We start from the raw sequence: 20807 nt of genomic DNA, 5'->3' as shown, positions 1-20807 counted from the left end.
GGTGTCCCCCATAAAGGCAGATGCCCGCCTAAGCGGGCATCGTACGGTTGATCTTGAAACGCCTAGCTGCTTTTCTTTTGACTCGTTGTCTTTTTGGCCGGTGCTTTTTTAGCGCTCGCCTGTTTTTTAGTGTTGCTCGCTTTGCTGCTTTTGGCACTGGCACGGGTCGGTGCCCGGCTTTTCACGCTACTTTTTTGCGCCGTGCTTTTCTTGCCAGCTACGACCTTGTTACGGCTGTCCGCCTTACTTTTGCTCGCGGCACGCACAACGACGGGTGCGGCAGCCTCGCGGCTACGTGCCGGACGCTCGACCACGGCGGCGGCTTCCAGCTGTACCGGCTGACCACGCTGCACGCGACGGGCACCATTATACCGGCTAACCCAATAGCTGCCGGTCATATTGGCGACTTCAATATTCTTGCCGCTACGCGGCGCATGGATAAACTTGTTGCCGCCCAGATAAATACCGGCGTGGGAGTTGCGAAAGCCGCGGGTATTGAAAAAGACCAGATCGCCCGCCGCCAGTTCGTTACGCTCCACCGCACGGCCGGCGCGCGCCATTTCTGCGGCCGTTCGCGGCAGATTAACCTTGAGCGACTTTTCAAACACATATTTGATGAAACCGCTGCAATCCAGCCCCGATGCCGGCGAGTTGCCGCCAAAGCGGTAAGCCACGCCAATCAGGCTCATCGCCTGTAGCAATAAGTCACCCACGGCCTCTTCGCCCGGTGCGCTAGCAAAGCGGGCAATAGGGTCGGACTGTTCTTCGGTTGTTGCGAATCCCTTGACTTGCGCCTCCGGCGCCGCATAAGCAAAAGTCATGAAAAATGCAAAAAACAGAGCTGGCAAGAATAAAGGCAATTTCATACACTGCACTCTATCGAACGTGACCTGCAGTGTAAAGTCGAAGTCCTAAACATCTGGATAGCCATGTTAAGAGAAACGCTGGTTGCCATGCGCGACCTCCCCCGCCTGCGCGAAATCAGTGCAATTCTGGTGCGCCATGGACTGGGGCGCTTTGCCGAACGTCTGGGTCTGCCCAGCGCCATGGCGCAGATGGCCAAATTGCTGCGACACGAAACCACGGAAACCGTGACGGCCATTCCGACACCGGTACGCCTGCGCCTCGCTTTTGAAGAGTTGGGACCGACCTTTATCAAGCTCGGACAGATACTTTCCACCCGCGTCGATGTGTTTCCACCCGAGTGGATTACCGAATTCGAAAAACTGCAAAACCGCGTCCCTCCCATCCCCGCCTTGCAAGTAGCCCCGCTGATCAGCAAGGCACTGGGCCGCCCGCTGGACGAGGTCTTCGACGCGTTCGAAGCCCAGCCCATAGGCGCAGCCTCCATCGCCCAGGTGCACCGCGCCCGCCTGAAAAATGGCACACCGGTGGCCATCAAGCTGCGGCGCCCCGCTATTGTCGCCAAGGTCGAAGCCGATCTGCGCATCCTCGACCATATCGCCTACCTGATCGAGATGGAGTTCCCCGAGACGCGCCACTACCATGCGCGCGAAATTGTCGCCCAGTTCGCCCGCTCGCTTAAGCGCGAACTGGATCTCGCGGCCGAAGGACGCGGCATGGACCGTTTCGCCCGCGACTTCAAGGACGACCCGCATGTGGTGGTGCCCAAGGTGTACTGGGATTTCAGCAATAGCGAAATCAATGTGCAGGACTATATCGAGGGCATTCCGGGCGGGCGGCTCGACCTTTTGCCCGAAGCAGGGCTGGACGCAGGCCTGCTGGCGCGGCGCGGCGCCGACGCCGTACTGAAGATGATATTGATCAACGGCTTTTTCCACGCCGACCCGCACCCGGGCAATGTGTTCTACCTGCCGGACAACCGCATCGCCTTTATCGATTTCGGCATGGTCGGACGCCTGTCGCATGTCAGGCGCGACGAGATTGTCGACTTGCTGTCGGCGCTGGCACGGCGCGACGAACGCGCCATGGCCGAGGCACTGATCGAATGGACCGGCCGCAATCCGGTGGATGAACAACGCTTTGCCTATGATGTGTCCGAGCTGATGTTCCAGTACGAGCATGTACCGCTGGGACAGCTTAATATCAGCCAGCTGATCAACGACATCATGGCGCTGATTCGCGATCACGGCATAGTCTTGCCGGCTGACCTTGCTATGCTGTTCAAGGCGCTGGTCACGCTGGAGGGGCTGGGACGGCAGCTTGACCCCGAGTTTTATCTGGTCGACCAGCTCGCCCCCTTTGTGCGTGATCTGGTCAAGGCGCGCTACCATCCCAAGGCCATCGCCCGCAAAGGCAAACAAAGCCTGCTGGACGGCATTACCATGCTGTCCGGTCTGCCGCACGATATGGTGCGCATGGCGCGCGATATACGTCAGGGCAAATTCCGTATCAACCTCGACCTCGCCCGCCTCGACAGTTTCGGCCGCCAGATAGACAAAAGCGCCAACCGCCTGACCATGGGCATCGTCACCGGCTGCCTGATCATAGGCTCCAGCATCGTCATGACGGTCAATGCCGGCCCCATGCTGTTCGGCCTGCCGCTATTCGGCTTTCTGGGCTTTATGGTGGCGATGCTCAACAGCCTGTGGCTCATTTTTTCCATCTGGCGCGCCGGTAAGGAATACTGATGAAAGCCGTACTGCATGCATTCTTGCTGCTGCTCGCCCTGCCTGCCCATGCCTTGCAGGTGCTGACGCTTGACTGGGCTAATGCAAGTGAAGTCGCAGCGGCACTACGCCCGACGCTGCAGCCGGGCGAATCGCTATCGGCCTTTGAAGGCAAGCTGATCATCAATGCCAGTGTGCAACGCGAACAGATACTGGCACAGGCAGCACGCGAGCTGGACACCCAGCCTGCCATGCTGGACATTGAAGTGGCACAGGACAAATCGGCGCAAGGCAGCCGTAGCGAGATCAATCCGGGCAACGGCACTTCCAGTAATAATGGCTGGTCGGTCAATAGCGGCAGTCGCCAAAACAGTACACTGCAAAGCTTAAGCCTGCTCTCGGGCAAAAGCGGCAGCATCAGCCTGGGCGTCGAGCGGCCGCTACCGTGGTGGTTTAACGGACAGGGCAGCCAGCGCGCCATCAGCGGCTTTCAGGTCACGCCAAGGCTGAACGGGCAGCAGGTGCTGCTGGATATTTCGGTCAGCGATGAGGAATTAGGCAAAGGGGGGAGCGTGCGCAAACAATCGCTGATCACCACCTTGAGCACGCCTTTGGGTCGCTGGGTCACGCTGGGCAGCATCAATCAGGACGGGCGCGGCGGACAGCTATTCGTGTTCGGTGCACAAGGCGGCAACAGGCAAAGCCTGAGCACGGTGCGGCTACGCGTCACCCGCGTGCCTTAACGCTCGGCGATAAACGCCACCGCCTCGGACAGGCGCTCGATGCCGATGATTTCCAGCCCCGCGATTGGCTGGCGCGGACGATTGGCTGAAGGCACCAGAGCGCGGGTAAAGCCCAGCTTGGCTGCTTCTTTCAGCCGCTCCTGCCCGCGCGACACCGGCCTCACTTCACCTGCCAGCCCCAGCTCGCCGAACACCACCAGTTTTTCCGGCAAGGGCTTGTTCCTCAGCGACGACACCATGGCCAGCACCAGTGCCAGATCGGCCGCCGGCTCGATAATCTTGACCCCGCCCACCGCATTAAGAAATACATCCTGATCGGCACAGCTCACGCCTGCATGGCGGTGCATCACGGCCAGCAATAGCGCCAGACGGTTCTGGTCCAGCCCCAGCGCCAGCCGCTTGGGCTGGAAACCGTGGGCATTGTCCACCAGTGCCTGCACCTCGACCAGCAAGGGGCGTGTGCCATCCTGACTGACCAGCACGCAAGAACCGGGCACATCATCGCGATAAGACGACAGAAAAATGGCCGACGGATTGGACACGCCCTTGATGCCGCGCTCGGTCATGGCGAACACACCCAACTCGTTGGCAGCACCAAAACGGTTCTTGATCGCCCGTATCATGCGGTAGTTGGAGTGGCTGTCGCCCTCGAAATACAACACGGTATCGACAATATGCTCGAGCACACGCGGGCCGGCGATCGCACCTTCCTTGGTCACATGGCCAACCAGTACAATGGTAATGCCGGACTGTTTGGCGATGCGGGTCAGCTGCGCCGCACATTCACGCACCTGCGACACCGAGCCTGGCGCCGAGCTGACCTGATCCGAATACAGCGTCTGGATGGAGTCGATCACTGCCACCGCAGGCTGCTCATCCTTGAGCGCGGCAATCACGGCTTCCAGACGGATCTCGGCCAGCAGGCGTACATGGCTGGCATCCAGTTGCAGGCGCGAAGCGCGCAATGCAATTTGCTGCGGCGACTCCTCGCCCGACACATACAGGACCTTGCGGTTGGCCCCCATGGTCGCCAGCGCCTGCAATAGCAAGGTGGACTTGCCTATGCCCGGGTCGCCACCCAGCAAAATCACGCCACCTTGCACCAAGCCCCCGCCCAGCACACGGTCGAGTTCCTCCATGCCGCAACTCTCGCGCGGCACTTCTTCGGCCTGCACCGAAGACAGGCTCTGTACGCGGCTGGTCTGGCTGGTCCAGGTCTCAAAGCGCGGTGCGGCAGCAGGCGCTTCCACCGCCTCGACCAGGGTATTCCAGGCATTGCAATGCGGGCACTTGCCCTGCCATTTGGGCGAAGTTCCACCACACTCGGTGCAGCTATAGATGGTTTTGGCTTTGGCCATGATGATTCCGCAAGAACAGCAATAGCCAGCCTGCACACCATCCGGGGGCGTGCAAAGCACGGCATTATTTGAATGAAGCCAGGCTAGGTCAGCAAAGAACGACTTAGCCGGGCGCCGCACTGGCAGCGGGCTGGGACTGGCGGATGATATCCAATAAACGCATCTGATCGGATTCCGTGCCACTGCCCTCCTTCACAGGAGCGCCCTTGCGCTCGCGCATGGCAGACAGCACTGCCTGCACCTGCGGATCGCTTTGCACCTGCTTGTCGGCTTCCTCGCTACTGAGATGCGTCGGCCCCAGCTGCACAACAGCTGGCGCCGCCTTGCCATGCAGCGGGGCCGCCTTGGCCGGCAAGCCGGTCACGGGCTTGGCGGCCACAGGAGGCGGCGCCATGGTGTCCAGCTTGTTTTTCACCATGTACTCGTTCATTTCACGCCAGCCGGCGTAAATTTGCGCCTTGTCCGCGTCCTCGTTGCGCAAAAAGCACTCTTCCAGCGAGCGTCCGGTCTGGCGACAGGCGGCACCGATGGCCTTATTGGCATCATGAGTGAGACCGGTCAGATTGCCTATCCAGTTACAGCCGGAGAGCAGCACGCATAGCGGCAGCCAGAACAATGCTTTCATGCGCAGCTCCTTCAGGCAGTTTGGGTACGCAGGTCCAGATGGATGATTTCGCCGCTGCGACCGCGACTTACCGCACTTAGCCAGTAAAGGAAATGCGGCATCAAATCGGCCAGTTCGCCGCGCTCACAACGCGCCTCGCCCGGATGGGTACGCAGGCGCTGCGGCGAGTTGACCGAACCCGGGGTCAGCAGATTGACGCGCAGATTGGGGAATGCATCCCATTCGCTGGCCGCCACCTGCGTCAGATAGCCCAGACCGGCATGCGATGCCCCGAACGCGCCCCAGAATGCCTTGGCCTGCTGGCCGTGCTCTTCGCCGACAAACAGCACCGAGGCGTCGGGCGAGGCTTTCAATAGCGGCAGGCAGGCACGGGTCAGAGCGAAAGGCGCCACCGTATTGATGCGGTACTGGTTCATCCATTCGTCTATGGTCTGGTTGGCCAAAGGCGACAGGGCATACATATGCGATGCGCAGTGTACGATGCCGTCCAGCCGGCCCAGCGACTGACCCAACTGGAAGGCCAGATTATTGAATTCTTCGTCGCTGGCCTTGAGCAGATCCAGCACGATAGCGACCGGCTCGGGCAAACCCTCGGCCACGATGGCATCGTACAATGCTTCCAAACGCTTGGTATTGCGAGCCAACAGCACCACGGTGGCACCGTGGCGCGCGTAATGCCAGGCTGCCTGCTCGCCTATGCCTTGGGTCGCGCCGGTTACCAGAATAACGCGCCCGTTCAGGCAGTCTGCTGCAAAGTCTTGTGTAGTCATGAGATCAATTCCAGTCGTGCATCACGGCAGATGCCGCAGCCGCGCCGCTTCTGACGGCGCCTTCCAAAGTCGCCGGGTAATCCTGGTTCACCCAGTCCCCGGCAAGATAGCCATAGTTTACCTGCATGCGCGGCCCCGGTCGCGCCAGTGCCACGCTGGAGGCGAAGGTCGCGCGTTTCTCGCGCACCACCTGCACCGACAGGGGCGCGGCCACTGCCCCGCAAATACCGGCCAGATCCGCCAGCACCTCGGCAATCAGCGCGTCTTCGCTGCCTGCGCCGTCATCACAGCTGATCACCGCCGCAATCTGCCCTTTTTCGCCGCACAACTGTTCACGGTCAAAAAACCAGTGCACCCGCGCATGGGCAAGGCCGGTCATGCAGCGCGGCAAGGCCGGCAAACTGGCAAAGCCAAGGTACACAGTTGTTATCGGCCGGGCTTGAAAAGCCTGAAGTGCGACACCCGCCATTTCGCTGGACAATAAGTGCGCCGCCTGCCACGGCGGCAGCGCCACAATCACCCGGTCAAAGCGCTCGCCATCGACATCCACCCCGTCGCCGTCAAACGCCAGCGATCGCACCCGCTGCCCGGCGCGGCAGTCTGCGCCTTGCGCTTGCAGCCAACACCAGGCGGGCTCGGGCAAAAGCTGCGACAAGTCCACCCGCGGCAGCATCAGATCGCTGTCGGTGCGTGCCCCGCCCACGCTGTCACCCAAAACCCGGGCCAGCGTCTGCATGGAAGCGAGCTCCAGCGGGGTATTGAGCGCCGACAGCACCATGGGCCGCCAGAAGCCCTGCACCAGCGCGGCGCTTTGCCGCTGCGCCGCCAGCCAGTCGCTGACACTGCCATCGTGCGCCACACGCCAGTTACGCAGGCGCAAGCCAGACAGTGCGCGCAATAAAGATAATTTTTCCTGCCAGCGCAAACCTTGAGCGCCCAGCAAGCCGGCCAAAAGGTGTAGCGGTGCAAACAGGCGCGGACAGGCAAACGACAGGCCATCGGCCATGGACCATGTCAGCGGCTGGCGCAAAAGCAAGGCCTCCGGATCAAGGCCCACGCGCCGCATCAGGGCAAAGGTGTCGCGATAGGCGCCGATCAGAATGTGCTGGCCGTTGTCCAGCGTACTGGCCGGCCTTTGCAGGCGCCGTGCCCGTCCGCCGGGTACGCGCCCGGCTTCGATCAGAGTTAGGTCAGCCTGATCCGCCAGCGCGACGGCAGCCGACAGGCCGGCCCAGCCGGCACCAATCACCGCCACCCGTGGCTTGCGTTTCATGCGCGGTAGCCGAAGGCCCAGGTACGCCAGGCCAGCCATAGCTTGCGCCCCGGCGGCAGCGACAGGCGCTGGTTCAGCACTTTACCCGGCCCATCCAGCGACAGTTCGTGCAAGGTAGCGCGATAAATTGCCGCCATAATCAGCCCCGGGCGCTGCGCCTTGCGGTCGGCCTTGGGCAGCAAAGCCCAGGCACGCTGGTAATAATCGTCGGCCCGCGCAATCTGGAAGGCCATCAGCTCGGTAAACGCCGCGCTTTCGCGGTAGGCCATAATATCGGCCGCCGGTACATTAAAGCGCTGCAGATCTTCCACCGGCAGGTACAAGCGGCCACGGCGCGCGTCTTCGCCCACATCGCGGGCGATATTGGTCAGCTGAAAAGCAATGCCCAGCTCGTGCGCGTACTTGAGCGTGGCGCGGTCGGTATAGCCGAAGATCTGTGCCGACAGCTGGCCGACCACCCCTGCCACGCGGTGGCAGTACAGCAAGAGATCGGCAAAACGGTTGTAACGCGCCACATCCAGATCCATCTGCATGCCGTCGATGATTTCATCGAACAGGCCGCGCGCCAGATCAAAAGCATCCACATGCGGCAGCAGCGCCTGCGTCACCGGATGTTGCGGCACGCCATCAAACAGGCGGGCGATTTCCTCGCGCCACCAGCCAAGCTTGGCACGCGCGACCCCCTCGTCGTGGATTTCGTCCACCACATCATCCACCTCGCGGCAAAAGGCATACAACGCGGTGATGGCACGGCGGCGCTCGGCCGGCAAAAAGCGGAAGGCCGAGTAAAAGCTGGAGCCGCTGGCTCTGGCCTTATCGGCGCAATACTGGTCTGGCGTCAAACGCGCCTCCTTGTAGCGGGTCGCGCCCTAAACCCCGGCGCACCACCCTAAAATTTGGGAACTCAGGACGCCTTAAGCGCGCGCCAGAACATATACAGCCAATCCTTGCGCGTCAGCACCGGACGCGCCTTGAATACATCGCCGCCAGAGGCATGCAGCTTTTGCAAAATGCGCTCGCCGCCGAGTATGGTCATGCGGATTTCAAAACCGAACCGCCCCTTCAGCCGCCGCCCCAATGGCGCGCCAGCCGCGAGCATGGCACGTGCGCGCCCGATTTCCTTCAGCATCAAAGGCGTCCACAAGCCGGAAGTATCGCCCGCAGCGATCTGCGCCTCGCTGACACGGAATTTGGCCATATCGCTTTGCGGCAGATAGACCCGCCCCTTGTCCCAGTCGATGGCGACATCCTGCAGGAAATTGATCAGTTGCAAGGCTGTGCAAATGCCATCAGACATGGCGATGCTTTTACTGTCGTGCTCGCCATACAAGGCCAGCATCAGGCGGCCGACCGGATTGGCCGAACGGCGGCAATAATCGACGATTTCGGCAAAATCCTGATAACGCGTTTTGGTCACATCCTGGCTAAAAGCCGACAGCAAATCATAAAATGGTGCCAGCGGCAGCTGATGCGCGGCAATCGCCTGCGCCAGATTCTGCATCATCGGGTCTTGCGGCAACTGGCCGCGACCGATTTCGTCCAGCGCAGATGACAGCGCGGCAAGCCCCGCCAGCCTTGCCTCGGCACCGGCATCGCCCTCATCGGCAATATCATCGGCAGTACGGGCAAAATGGTAGATGGCATGCACGCCACGGCGCATGCGTCGTGGCAACAATACAGAACCTACCGGAAAATTTTCGTAATGCCCGACCGACATGGCTAGACCGCCGTCACAGGATGTAAAACGGCGATTATAAGGCCAGAGCAGAACAAACGGCGACCCGGCATCGCCGCCATTCATGCCGGACGCCGCACTGCGCCTCAAGATAAATCGGAAAATCTGCTTTTTTCACAAAAACAATAAAAAAACACCTTGACGGTAAAAAAAGCCGTCTGTATAGTTCCGTTCTCGTTGCAGCACACACTGCAACGCAGCAGTAAATCGTGGGGGTATAGCTCAGTTGGTAGAGCGCTTGCATGGCATGCAAGAGGTCAGCGGTTCGATCCCGCTTACCTCCACCAGAAGATTCAGGCCTGAAGCCGCAACATCGCTTCGACCGACCATTAAGGTCCCCATCGTCTAGTGGCCTAGGACACCGCCCTTTCACGGCGATAACGGGGGTTCGACTCCCCCTGGGGACGCCATTTTGGGGGGTATAGCTCAGTTGGTAGAGCGCTTGCATGGCATGCAAGAGGTCAGCGGTTCGATCCCGCTTACCTCCACCAGAAAACAGAAAGCCTCGACTCCGGTCGAGGCTTTTTGCATGGCTGCACGAACTGCCATGCAGCGTTTACACTAGGCACACATCCACCCCATAGCCCACACCATGCTCAGCACGCTGATCGACCAGTACGGCTACTACGCCCTGTTTGCCGGCACAGCCATCGAAGGCGAAACCGTTTTGCTTGCCGCCGGCTTTGCCGCGCACCGCGGCTGGCTGAGCCTGCCCTGGGTCATGGCAGTCGCTGCCGCCGGCGGATTTTGCGGCGACATGCTGGCTTTCAGCCTGGGGCGCTGGCGCGGCCAATGGCTATTGGCCCGCTTTCCGGCACTGGCCCGCCATACGCCGCGCATCAATACCCTGCTGGACAAATGGCATGCCCCGCTCATTATCAGCATACGTTTCATGCTGGGCCTGCGCACCGCCGGCCCAGCCATCATGGGCATGAGCCGCATTCCCTTTGCCACCTTCGCCTTTTACAACGCCATTGGCGCTGCCATCTGGGCCAACCTGTTCGCAAGCTTAGGTTATGTCTTCGGCAGTGCGCTGACCTTGCTGCTGGGCGAACTCAAACATCTGGAAGAAGCCATCCTTATCACCATCGTGTGCGCGGGCAGCCTATTCCTGCTCTGGCGCAAACTTCGCCCGCACGCTTAACGCGGCGCGCGCGCAAGGCAGGCCTGATAACGCCAGTCCACACGCCCGGCAAACCATTCGGTGGTGAGCTTGCGGCTGATTTTGGGGCTTTTCAGGTCTATCTGCGGCATGATGGCACGCGGCAAGGCCCGCCCCTGCTCGCGCGTCGCCAACTCGAACACCTTGCGGTACAAGGCACTCTGACCAAAACCTGCCAGCTTTTCCATTTTCAAATCGCGCGCCATCGCGTCAGGACTCATGCCCAGACGGCCAGCCAGAGCCTGCAACACTTGCGAGGTTTCGCTCTGCGCGCCACCGGCGCGGTAATTCAGCAGATCGCCATCCAGCGTCAGGCGCTGGCCGGACAAGGACGACAAGGCAGCCTGGAAGGCGGCATTGCGGCTGGAGTAGCGCCCGGCATTAAAGTCGGCAAAGCGGTATTTCATCTCGCTATACGGCGCCGGATACTGCAACAGATTGGCGATACCGAAATAAAGCCCGCCACGACGACTGAACACCTCGCTGCGTATGCTGCCACGCCGGATATAAGGATAAGGCCAGGCCTCTACCTGCGATTCGGCAAAAGCCACACTGACCTGCATCGGCCCGCCGGTACGGATCGGATTTTTCATCCCCACCGGCAAGCCATAACGCACGGCATCGGCCGCCATATCATCAAACAGTTCACTCACTTCCCTTTCGGTACGCAGACTGTCGATACGCGTCTTATAGCTGCGTCCATCGGGCGAGCCCTTCAAAAAAGCGGTCTTGGCCAGCGCCAGCGGCACATGGTAACGCCCGGCGCGCTCCTCGATGGCGCCCCACACCATGCCGGGCAGGCCCGGCACCGTCGGGTCGGCCTGCCAGCTTGACTCCTGCTCGATCACCGCCAGCGCCGCACAAAAGTTTTGCGCCGTATACGGAATTTTCTGTGCGCTAAAAGCCGACAGAATATCTTCACGCCAGCCGGCACGCGGCGACACCTTGGCCGGCAATAACCGATCCAGCAGCACCCGCCCTTCGGCTTCGCTCACCTGCGGTACCACCTTCACCGCAGGCTTAGGCTCGGCCACTGGCGCAAGCACCGGCACGACAGCGGGCGCCACCGGTAACGGCGGCAACTCGGGCACAACAGCCGGCGCAACCACGACCGGCACCGGCGCCTGCTGTGTGGCACAGGCAGAAAGAATCAGGGTACAGCCAAGCAGAACAAGGACACGCGACACGAGCTACCCATCTTCAATATTTAAAAGCGCGAGCATAGGCGATCGCCCCGCTGGCGGCAATGTATTGCGCCGCACTGGCGACGCAAAAAAGGCGACAGCCCACTTAAACAGGATGCCGTACCAGCACATTTCGCCCAAGGGTAAGCCCCCCCCTGCGGCGCAAGACGGTCTGACGTTTCACTAGGCAGTTTCCGCTCTCCTTGTCAAAGTGCGATCAACGCTAAACATTCTATGCAAGCACCCACTCATCACTGGGACAACGCCTAAAAAAAGGGGCAAGGCCGCCATGGCCCTGCCCCTTGCTGACAAGCGCGACGCCCAGCACTTTACTTGGCAACACCCATCAGGTGCTTGGCCAGCATATGGTAAGCCGGCAGCGAGGTCGGATCATTGGCCGCATTGCCGGCCACCGGGTTGGAGGCATAGCGCGCAATCACCATTTCGGCCTTGGGGTCGATATAAATGGTTTGCCCGTATACCCCGCGCGCAGCGTAAGCACCGTGCTCGTTATGCGTCACCCACCACATATTGCGGTAGCTCCAGCCCGGCAACAGCTTGTAGCCGGCCTTGGCAAAATCGGCCGGTTTGCCGCCATGGCGGATATCCTCGACCGCCACGCGCGGAATAATCTGCTGCCCGTTAAAGCGGCCGTTATTACGCATCATCTCGCCAAAACGCGCCAGATCGCGCAAGCCGGCATTCAGCCCGCCACCGGCAAACGGCGTGCCGGTCGAGTCAACGGTAAAGTAGGCATCCTGCTCCGCTCCCATACGGCGCCATACGCGCTCGGACAAAAGCTCGGCCACCGAGCGCCCGGTCACACGGGCGATAATCCAGCCCAGCGCATCGGTGTTGGCCGTCTTGTAGCCGAAGGCCGCGCCATGCTCACCCTGCTTTTTCACCGTCTGCAAAAACTCGTAATAGCTGCGCGGGCCGGTGTAATCCTTGGGCTTGGGCAGCGGGCTGCCGGCAGCGGCATGCGCCCACACCTCGGCCTTGGGATTGGCATAATCTTCGCTAAACTGCAGGCCTGTCGTCATGTCCAGCACCTGACGCACGGTAGCATCGCCAAAGGCCGAACCGGCCAGCTCGGGCAGATAAGCCGATACCGGCTTGCCCGCATCCAGCTTGCCTTCGGCCACCAGCATCGCGCCCAGCGTACCAACCAGCGATTTGGTGACCGACATCGCGCCATGCTGGCCGTCGTCCTTCAATACGCCAAAATAGCGCTCGTAAACGACACGGCCCTTATGCAGCACCACGATACCATCGGTGTAATTAGCCCCCAGCGACTCGCCCCAAGTCATGGTCTCTGTGGCACCCAAGGGGGTAAAGCGCAACGCATCAATCTCGCTACGCAGCTTGTACGGCAAAGGCACCGGCGCACCCAGCCCGCGCGAAACATTCACCGTCGGCATCAGCTGGCGAAAATGGGACACGCTCCAGCGCATGGCCGGAAACTTGAAATAGCTGCCATCATCGAAGCGCACCATACGCTCGGGCGGTGGCGGCGAACCGACCATCCAGCCCAAGGCAGCCGGGTCGCTCGCGGCCGCATCCGGCACGGCAAGATTGCCAGCCGCCTGCACCGGCGCGAAGGCAACCCACACCAGCAGAGCGCCCAGGCTGGCACGAATGGATCGGGTACAGAAAGACATGCAGATCACTCCCAAATGAAATACACGCCCACTGTGGCAAAAGAAGCAGCGGGCAGCAAAGGCGGTGAGTTTAAACACGTTTACGCCATAAAAGGTAGTAACAAGTATCTAAATAACAAGAAATATTGAGCGCACGGCAGGCAAAAACCCGGTCAGGCACACAACAACAGCATGGCAAAGCACAGTTTTAACCCTGAGCCAAAAAGGGCTATGTCAATGAAAATCAACAAAAAACCATGAAAAAACCCGCCATTTCTGGCACAATGCGCGCCTTGCCGAATTGAAGCCCAGCCATGACCGACGTCACCACCACACCCATCCACGCCCTGCGTTCCAATAAAAAACACAAAAGCGCCCCCTTCCTGCCTATGAGCCGCATCGAGATGAAGCAGCTAGGCTGGAACGCGTGCGACATTATTCTGGTGACCGGTGACGCCTATATCGATCACCCCAGCTTCGGCATGGCACTGATAGGCCGCCTGCTGGAAGACCAGGGCTTCAAGGTCGGCATTATCAGCCAGCCGGACTGGCATTCGGCCGAAGACTTCAAGGCACTGGGCAAGCCACGGCTGTTTTTCGGCGTCTCGGCCGGCAATATGGATTCGATGGTCAACCACTACACGGCTGACCGCAAACCCCGTTCGGACGATGCCTACACCGCCGCCGGTGTGGCCGGCAAGCGCCCGGACCGCGCCGTGGCCGTCTATGCCCAGCGTTGCCGCGAAGCCTATCCCGGCACCGACATCATGGTCGGCGGCATCGAAGCCTCCTTACGCCGCATCGCACAGTATGACTACTGGAGCGAAAAAGTGCGCCAGTCGGCACTGGTGTACTCCAAGGCCGACATGCTGCTGTTCGGCAACGCCGAGCGCGCACTGGTTGAAGTGGCACACCGCGCCGCCGCCGGCGAGCGTCTGGCCGATATCCGCGATGTGCGCGGCACCTCCTTTATGGTGCCTTATGGCTGGCGGCCCGAAGGCTGGACCGAAATGGACTCCAGCACGGTCGACGTGCCCGGCCGCATCGACAGCCATATCAACCCGTATATCGACACTACCCAGGCAACAGAAGCGGCCTGCGACAGCGCGGCTGCGCCGGATGCGCCCAAGACCATCCGCATCGTCAGCCGCGAAGAGCGCCTCGCCGCACGCCGCGCCGAACGCGCCAAGACCGTGATCCGCATCCCGGCTTTCGAAGCCGTGGCCTACGACCCGGTACTGTATGCCCACGCCAGCCGCACCCTGCATCTGGAATCCAACCCCGGTAATGCACGCGCACTGGTGCAGACCCACGGCGAACGCGATGTCTGGATGAACCCGCCACCGATTCCGCTGACGACACCGGAAATGGATTATGTGTACGGGCTGGACTATGCACGCAACCCGCATCCGGTCTATGAAGGCGCCAATATTCCGGCGTGGGAGATGATCCGCTTCTCGGTCAATATCATGCGCGGCTGCTTTGGCGGCTGCACCTTCTGCTCGATTACCGAACACGAGGGCCGCATCATCCAGAGCCGCTCGGAAGCCAGCATCCTGGGCGAAATCGAGGAAATCCGCGACAAGACCGAAGGCTTTACCGGACATATTTCCGATCTGGGTGGCCCGACTGCCAATATGTACCGCCTGACCTGCAAGGACGAAAAAATCGAGGCCTCATGCCGGCGCCTGTCCTGCGTCTATCCGGACATCTGCGAGAACATGAACACCGACCATGGCCCGCTGATCCAGCTCTACCGCAAGGCGCGCACCCTGCCCGGCGTCAAGCGTCTGACCATCGGTTCGGGCGTACGCTATGACCTGGCGGTGCGCTCGCCCGAGTACGTGAAGGAACTGGTGACCCACCATGTCAGCGGCTACCTGAAGATCGCGCCCGAGCACACCGAAGAAGGCACGCTGTCCAAGATGATGAAGCCGGGCATCGGCAGCTACTACCGCTTCAAGGAACTGTTCGAGCGCTACAGCAAGCAGGCGGGCAAAAAGCAGTATCTGATCCCCTACTTTATCGCCGCCCACCCGGGCACCAGCGACGAGGACATGCTGAATCTGGCACTGTGGATCAAGGACAACGGCTTCCGTCCGGACCAGGTGCAGACCTTTACCCCGACGCCGATGGCGCTGGCCACCACCATGTGGCACACCGGCCGCAACCCGCTGAAAAAACTGGCGCGCAGCTCGGAAAAAGTCGACGCAGTGCGCGATCCGGCACGCCGCCGCCTGCACAAGGCCTTCCTGCGTTTTCATGACCCGAAAAACTGGCCGACCATACGCAATGCACTGGAAGATATGGGCCGCGCCGACCTGATCGGTAATGGCCCGCAGCATCTGGTGCCGCCATGGGGTGTCGAAGACAAGCCAGGCTTTGGCAAGCAAGGCAGCCCGCGCCAGAGCCCAGCCGGCAACCCGCGTCGCGCGACGGGCAGTGTCCGCAGCAATGGCCAGACTCAGGACAGAAAACTGCCCACCGCACGCAACACCAGCAAACCGGCAGGACGGCCACCCAAAAGCGGCAAGCGCTAATTAGCCGTCTTCCATATAACAACAGCCCGGCAAAAGCCGGGCTGTTGTTTTCACACCGCCGCATTTTACTAATTAACGATCTGCGATGGCCCCGCCATCTTCTGCCCCGCGCGCACTCACACACAGCACTTGGCCTACGCTTGCCGAGTCGGCAAGTAGCGCGAGAATGGCCAGAGCCAGATCGGCGCGGGCTAGCGTCGCACCGCTACCACGGCTGCCATCATGCAACTGCCAGCGACCGCTTGCTGGGGCGTGGCTAAGCCCGCCGGGGCGCAACAGCGTGATCGCGAGCGGGCTTTGTTGCCAGCGCACTTCTGCGCGGCTTTTGGCAGCAAGCGCCTCTCCCAGCAAGCTGGCGGCCTGAGCAGAGAGCAAAGGCGCGAGGTCACCGCAACCAAAGCTGGTCACCAGCAAGGCGCGTTCAACACCGCACTGCTCGCACGCGGCAATCACATTGATATTGCCGGTCTCGTCAATTCGCCGGCCCGTACTGTCCTTGCCGCCCAGCAAGCTGACGACTTGCCTTGGCTGTGTCAAAGCCAGTGCGCGCAAACAATCCTCGGCATTGAAGGCATCACCCTCTACCACCGTAACACCCAGCCCGGCCAGGCCTGCACCCCGTCCGGGACGGGCCAGCGCGGCAACCTTCAAACCCTGCGCACGAGCCTGCTGTGCCAGCAAATAACCACTATTCCGGCTGGCACCAAAGATCAGCAAATCGTTCATGCCGTCGCCTCGCACAGCTTGCGTAGCGCGGCGAGTTGCAGCGGATCCAGCGCCCCGTCTGCATTTCGCCCGGCAAACACCTTGAACATGATCCCGCCCTCCTGATTGGTAAAGAGCAGGCTTGCGCTATCGCGCCCCATAAACGGCCGCTCGACCAGATAAATGCACTGGCAGCGGTTGGCGCGCAAATGACCATGCAGCCCGCTATGGTTCTTGAGATTGTAGAAACCATGGCCGGTCTCACCTTCGGGAAAACGCCCGCCAAACTCAAAAATGCCATCGGCGGTATGCACAATCACCGTCACATCGCCTAATGCCGGTAAAGCCTGCAAGACCTCGACGCAATCGCTGCCTGCGCGCTTTTTCCACATGGATTCCGGCAGACACTCGATCACTTCCGCCGTGCTCAAACCGCTTTTCTCGGCCAGGGCTTCCAGCACGACACCGGGATTACGGGAAAGACGGTCCTTGATTTCGATCAGTTTTGTATTGGTCATACTAGTCCTTACGTGTGCAATGGGGGTGAAGCGCGACGGCATGGCCGGCATGATTGGCCGGCTGCAAGGTATCGGCGAGTTGCCGCATCATGGTGGGGCCCCAGAAACGACCTTCCGTTGTCAGGCGGGCATGCGAGTCATCCAGCCACAACAGGCCCTGCCCCGCCCAATGCTGCAATAGCGGCAGGGTCAGTTCGGGGCGAGGCAAAGCCGCCAGCCTGAAGCATCCGGTTTCGATTTCGCCTTGCAAGACGGGTAACCAGTGGTTGCCCGTCGCTGCGCGTGCCATGCGGGCGAGCGGCTTTTGTGCTGATGGCGTCTCAAGATAGCGGGCCAGATCAGGCTCTACCGCATAACTGATACCGGCCAGATTGCCGCCGGCACCGGCACCAAAAGCAAGACAGGGCGCACCCGACTTGATGGCCAGGTTGTAACGGTTACGCTCACCACCATCCGGCGTGCCAAAATGGCTATTCGATAACTGCGCCCAGCCGGCATCGGCAAATAGCTGGCATGCAATGCGGTATTGCTGCAATTGCTCGGCAAGCCCGGGGGCTGGCGGAAAGGCACCTTTTTCTATCATGCGCACAATCGGCAATTGCGGCATCAGGTTGAAGGCGTAAACATCAAGCCCGGCAAGGCCAAGCCCGAGAGCGATTTCAAGGTCTCGCCGCCAGATTGCTTCGCTTTGCCCCGGCAAACCGAAAATCAGGTCGGCAACGACAACCTGCCCGCTATAAGCAGCCAGCCAGGCAAGATAATCAGCCGCCTCATCCCCCGGATGTTTGCGGCCGAGCCGACGGCGGATGGCCGAATCAAAAGTCTGCACGCCAATCGAGAAACGGTTGGCTCCGCTGGCAAGGCAAGCATCCACCTTCTCCGGGGTGAAATGCGAGATGCGCCCCTCGACGGTGATCTCGCAGTCATCGCTCAGCGGCAGCGTAGCGCGCAGTGCGTCCAGCAAGCGCGCCAGATCTTCTGCCGCAAGCAGGGTCGGCGTACCGCCCCCCAGATACAGGGCCTGGATGCTGCCACCGGGTGCACGTCTGGCGGCATCCGCCTCCAGTTCAGCGATCAGGCGGTCGGTATAGCGGCGAGCCGATTCAGGGTTCCAGCCATTGCGGTAAAAGCCGCAGAAAACGCAGTGGTTGGCACAAAAAGGGATATGAACATAGGCAAGGGCATTATCCGGCAGGGTTGCCGCTTGCAGTTGCGACCAGCGCTCCGGCCACTGGCTTGGTGCCAGCGGGCTCTGCCCCCACATCGGCATCAATGCACGGCGGGTGGAAAAAGGTAGTACAGCAGATGAGGCGTCAGCCATGAAGTCTCCAGTTGGACGGAAAAATGACGTGCTGGCGGTGGCTGGCCTCTCTAGGCTAAATGATAATGTGTCTCATTTGCAACAATAACAACTAACAATTGCACTTCTTACTGAGAATCATTATCATTTGCGAAATCAAAATAAAGGTCGCAACATGAACAAACCGCGCGTTAACCCAGCCCTCACCATCCCGACAAGCACACCGGCCTTACAAAGCCAGCAGCTGTTCAGCCATACCCGGGAAATCAAAATAGAACATGCCGGCGAGGTCTATCGCCTCAGCCTGACCAGCAATAACAAGTTGATTCTCACCAAATAGTCCTCGCGGGACCCTCCCGCCCTATTCACCCAGCCAGCCCGCGTTTGCGCCAGCCAGCCAACAACCCGCCAGGGAGTTTGCATGGCCCGCTTTCATCTGACCCCATTACTGATCGGCCTTGCCTCGGCATGGCCGGCTTTTGCCGAAACATCGGTCCAGCTCGATAGACTGGAAACCGTCGAAGTTACCGCCCACCGCACAGCAAAAGTACTGGCTGAAACGGCCCCCAATGCGGTGGTTGTATCGCGCCACAAGCTGGATGCAACGCTGGCAGGCGATATCGCCGAGGCCGTCAAGTACGAGCCCGGTGTCGAAGTTGCCAGCGACCCTGCCCGCCGCGGCAATGCCGGCTATACCATCCGCGGCATTGACGGCAACCGCATTCTGATGCTGGTCGACGGCATTCGCCTGCCGGATGCCTACGCCGGCGGCGGCAATGCCAACGGCTTTACTTCCGGTCGCGACTACCTCGATCTGGAAACCTTGCGTGCGATCGATATCGTCAAAGGGCCGTTTTCCAGCCTGTACGGCTCGGACGCCATCGGTGGCGTAGTCGGCTATCGCACATTGCAAGCCGAAGACTTGCTGCAAACCGGTGAAAACATGGGCGGTGACGTCAAGCTGTTCGGCAGCAGTGCCGACAACTCGACCGGTCTGAGCGCCAGACTGGCACTCAAGGGCGAGAACACAGATGCGATGCTGGTCGCGACCCATCGCCGTGGCCATGAGACCCGCAACCAGGGCAGCAACAGTGCAAGCAATCCAGATAGCGCCAAAAACCGCACCACGCCCAACCCGCAGGACTGGACGAGCGACAGCGTACTGGCCAAGCTTGGCTGGCAGCCCGTGGCGGGTCAGCGGCTGGAGCTGGCACTGGACCACTACCGGCGCCAGACCGATACCGATGTAATCAGCGCACGCACTACCGCTGACAAGTACAGCGCAGGCATCCTGCAAATGAACGCGGCCGACACCGTGGCACGTGATCGTATTTCGCTGGCCTGGCAGGCTGACGATATCGGTGTATTCGACCAGCTATCGGTCAAGCTCTATACCCAGAAGCTCGACAATAGCGATGACAGCATTGAATGGCGCAGCAATGGCGCACGCCGCATTTCCAATTACGGCTTTGAACAGCAAAGCAAAGGCCTGACACTCGACGCCCGCCAGCAATTCGATCTGGCCGGCCTCACCCACCAGCTGGCATGGGGGCTGGATGCCAGCCGTACCGACACCAGCCGCCCGCGCGACAAAGTAGAGATCAAGGCCAACGGCAGCAGCAGCAACGTCATCGCCGGCGAAACCTTCCCCAGCAAGACCTTCCCGGACAGCACATCCGATCGCGTAGGTGTATTCGTGCAAGATGAAATCCGCTTCGCCAGCGGGCTTGTCGCCTCGCCCAGCCTGCGCTGGGACTACTACCGCATGCGCGCCCACACCGATCAGGCTTATCTGAACGCCAACCCTGACGGTGCGGCCCCCTCGTTCAGCGACAATGCCTTCTCCCCCAAGTTTGGTCTGGCGCTGCCGTTTGCCGAACATTACACCGGCTTTTTACAGCTCTCTACCGGGTTTAGAGCACCGCCATTTGACGATGCCAATATGGTGTATGCCAACCATGCCCACGGTTACGAAGTCGTGGCCAACCCGAATCTCCACTCCGAAACCAGCCGTGGCATCGAGTTGGGGCTCAAGGGCAACTGGCAGCATGCCGATTTTGGCCTGACCGCCTACGCCAATCATTACCGCGACTTTATCGAACTGGTCACCTTGCAAGGCGACAGCAACGGCAACGGTATCGGCAGCAGCACCCGTCCGGGCAGTTTTGAATCCCAGTACCAGAATATCGGCAAAGTCCGCATCCATGGCGTAGAAGCCAAGGCAGGCTGGCGCTTTGCACCCGGCTGGCGTCTGGCGGGCAGCGTAGCCTGGGCACAGGGCAGCAATGAAACCGACGATCGCCCCCTGAACTCGGTCGCCCCGCTAACGGCCGTTGCCGGCCTGCGCTACGACAGCGAAACATGGGGCGCCGAGGCCTTTGTCAAAGCCGTATCCCAAAAACGCCGTGTTGCAGAAGCGCACCAGTTCAAGACGCCCGCTTACGCGACACTGGATCTGACCGCCTATTGGCAAGCGGATAAGCACCACACCGTACGGGCCGGCATTTTCAACCTGACCGACCGCAAGTACTGGAATAGCGCCGACGTACGCGGACTGAGCGCAGGCGATGCGGTACTTGAGCGCTACACCCAACCCGGGCGCAACTTTAGCGCCAGCTACAACTACAGCTTTTAAGCGGCAGTACTGACCTGACCGAAAAAAC

General features: G+C 60.6%; 18 protein-coding genes and 3 tRNA genes. 9 read left to right on the top strand and 12 right to left on the bottom strand.

What is annotated here, in order from left to right; genetic code table 11:
* Positions 1 to 62: 62 nt before the first annotated feature.
* Complete coding sequence (locus GQF02_RS04395; protein WP_235930053.1) at positions 63 to 821, bottom strand: C40 family peptidase; 759 nt, start codon at positions 819 to 821, stop codon at positions 63 to 65.
* Positions 822 to 953: 132 nt separating this feature from the next.
* Between GQF02_RS04395 and GQF02_RS04390 the strand changes: the two genes are divergently transcribed.
* Both GQF02_RS04390 and GQF02_RS04385 read left to right on the top strand, forming a co-directional pair.
* A complete protein-coding gene (locus GQF02_RS04390) occupies positions 954 to 2612 on the top strand; it encodes an ABC1 kinase family protein (protein ID WP_328698590.1) in 1659 nt (552 codons plus the stop codon).
* Positions 2612 to 3334 carry a hypothetical protein gene (locus GQF02_RS04385; RefSeq protein WP_160795127.1) on the top strand — a complete coding sequence of 241 codons (723 nt, stop codon included), beginning with the start codon at positions 2612 to 2614 and terminating at the stop codon, positions 3332 to 3334. Before GQF02_RS04390 ends, GQF02_RS04385 begins: the two co-directional genes overlap by 1 nt.
* Here GQF02_RS04385 and radA read toward each other — a convergent pair.
* The 6 genes from radA to hpnC all read right to left on the bottom strand — a co-directional run bounded on the left by radA (position 3331) and on the right by hpnC (position 9077).
* Positions 3331 to 4692 (bottom strand): DNA repair protein RadA, encoded by a 1362-nt coding sequence (gene radA / locus GQF02_RS04380; protein WP_160795126.1) that lies wholly within the window; start codon positions 4690 to 4692, stop codon positions 3331 to 3333. The genes GQF02_RS04385 and radA overlap by 4 nt on opposite strands.
* 103 nt (positions 4693 to 4795) lie before the next feature.
* A complete protein-coding gene (locus GQF02_RS04375) occupies positions 4796 to 5317 on the bottom strand; it encodes a hypothetical protein (protein WP_160795124.1) in 522 nt (173 codons plus the stop codon).
* An 11-nt stretch (positions 5318 to 5328) separates the two neighbouring features.
* The gene (locus GQF02_RS04370) at positions 5329 to 6087 is read right to left on the bottom strand and encodes an SDR family oxidoreductase (RefSeq protein ID WP_160795122.1); all 759 of its coding nucleotides are present in this window, start codon (positions 6085 to 6087) and stop codon (positions 5329 to 5331) included.
* Positions 6088 to 6091: 4 nt separating this feature from the next.
* Entirely contained in the window at positions 6092 to 7360 is a 1269-nt protein-coding gene (gene hpnE / locus GQF02_RS04365; RefSeq protein WP_160795120.1) for a hydroxysqualene dehydroxylase HpnE, read from the bottom strand.
* Positions 7357 to 8202, bottom strand: a complete 846-nt coding sequence (hpnD, locus tag GQF02_RS04360; protein WP_160795118.1) for a presqualene diphosphate synthase HpnD — start codon at positions 8200 to 8202, stop codon at positions 7357 to 7359. Before hpnD ends, hpnE begins: the two co-directional genes overlap by 4 nt.
* 62 nt (positions 8203 to 8264) lie before the next feature.
* On the bottom strand, positions 8265 to 9077 hold the full coding sequence (gene hpnC, locus GQF02_RS04355) for a squalene synthase HpnC (protein WP_160795116.1): 813 nt from the start codon (positions 9075 to 9077) through the stop codon (positions 8265 to 8267).
* Between the two features lie 229 nt (positions 9078 to 9306).
* Between hpnC and GQF02_RS04350 the strand changes: the two genes are divergently transcribed.
* The 4 genes from GQF02_RS04350 to GQF02_RS04335 all read left to right on the top strand — a co-directional run bounded on the left by GQF02_RS04350 (position 9307) and on the right by GQF02_RS04335 (position 10239).
* A tRNA-Ala gene (locus GQF02_RS04350) sits at positions 9307 to 9382 on the top strand.
* 47 nt (positions 9383 to 9429) lie between these two features.
* Positions 9430 to 9505, top strand: a tRNA-Glu gene (locus GQF02_RS04345).
* A 5-nt stretch (positions 9506 to 9510) separates the two neighbouring features.
* A tRNA-Ala gene (locus tag GQF02_RS04340) sits at positions 9511 to 9586 on the top strand.
* Positions 9587 to 9687: 101 nt separating this feature from the next.
* Entirely contained in the window at positions 9688 to 10239 is a 552-nt protein-coding gene (locus GQF02_RS04335; RefSeq protein WP_160795114.1) for a DedA family protein, read from the top strand.
* Here GQF02_RS04335 and GQF02_RS04330 read toward each other — a convergent pair.
* Together GQF02_RS04330 and GQF02_RS04325 are read right to left on the bottom strand one after the other, a co-directional pair.
* Positions 10236 to 11444, bottom strand: a complete 1209-nt coding sequence (locus tag GQF02_RS04330; protein ID WP_160795112.1) for a DUF1615 domain-containing protein — start codon at positions 11442 to 11444, stop codon at positions 10236 to 10238. The two genes, GQF02_RS04335 and GQF02_RS04330, sit on opposite strands and share 4 nt — an antisense overlap.
* Positions 11445 to 11770: 326 nt before the next feature.
* A complete protein-coding gene (locus GQF02_RS04325) occupies positions 11771 to 13102 on the bottom strand; it encodes a serine hydrolase domain-containing protein (RefSeq protein ID WP_160795110.1) in 1332 nt (443 codons plus the stop codon).
* A gap of 293 nt (positions 13103 to 13395) precedes the next feature.
* Between GQF02_RS04325 and GQF02_RS04320 the strand changes: the two genes are divergently transcribed.
* On the top strand, positions 13396 to 15621 hold the full coding sequence (locus GQF02_RS04320) for a YgiQ family radical SAM protein (protein ID WP_160795108.1): 2226 nt from the start codon (positions 13396 to 13398) through the stop codon (positions 15619 to 15621).
* A 72-nt stretch (positions 15622 to 15693) separates the two neighbouring features.
* On the opposite strand, the gene GQF02_RS04315 is transcribed toward GQF02_RS04320, so the two are convergent.
* Genes GQF02_RS04315 through hutW form a run of 3 tightly spaced genes read right to left on the bottom strand, consistent with a single transcriptional unit; the run spans position 15694 to position 18165 of the window.
* On the bottom strand, positions 15694 to 16347 hold the full coding sequence (locus GQF02_RS04315) for an NAD(P)-dependent oxidoreductase (RefSeq protein ID WP_160795106.1): 654 nt from the start codon (positions 16345 to 16347) through the stop codon (positions 15694 to 15696).
* The gene (gene hutX / locus GQF02_RS15895) at positions 16344 to 16844 is read right to left on the bottom strand and encodes a heme utilization cystosolic carrier protein HutX (protein WP_160795104.1); all 501 of its coding nucleotides are present in this window, start codon (positions 16842 to 16844) and stop codon (positions 16344 to 16346) included. The genes GQF02_RS04315 and hutX overlap by 4 nt, the downstream gene beginning before the upstream one ends.
* Position 16845: 1 nt before the next feature.
* Positions 16846 to 18165: a heme anaerobic degradation radical SAM methyltransferase ChuW/HutW gene (hutW, locus tag GQF02_RS04305; RefSeq protein ID WP_160795102.1), complete on the bottom strand. Its 1320-nt coding sequence runs from the start codon at positions 18163 to 18165 to the stop codon at positions 16846 to 16848.
* Between the two features lie 154 nt (positions 18166 to 18319).
* Between hutW and hemP the strand changes: the two genes are divergently transcribed.
* Both hemP and GQF02_RS04295 read left to right on the top strand, forming a co-directional pair.
* Complete coding sequence (gene hemP, locus GQF02_RS16055; RefSeq protein ID WP_124735991.1) at positions 18320 to 18484, top strand: hemin uptake protein HemP; 165 nt, start codon at positions 18320 to 18322, stop codon at positions 18482 to 18484.
* Positions 18485 to 18565: 81 nt separating this feature from the next.
* Positions 18566 to 20779 (top strand): TonB-dependent hemoglobin/transferrin/lactoferrin family receptor, encoded by a 2214-nt coding sequence (locus tag GQF02_RS04295; protein WP_160795100.1) that lies wholly within the window; start codon positions 18566 to 18568, stop codon positions 20777 to 20779.
* Positions 20780 to 20807 lie beyond the last annotated feature (28 nt).

Source organism: Craterilacuibacter sinensis (genome assembly GCF_009831765.1).
GTDB classification, from domain to species: Bacteria; Pseudomonadota; Gammaproteobacteria; order Burkholderiales; family Chromobacteriaceae; genus Craterilacuibacter; species Craterilacuibacter sinensis.
Note: the sequence above shows the minus strand (reverse complement) of the source record. Positions and strands in the feature narration are given on the sequence as shown.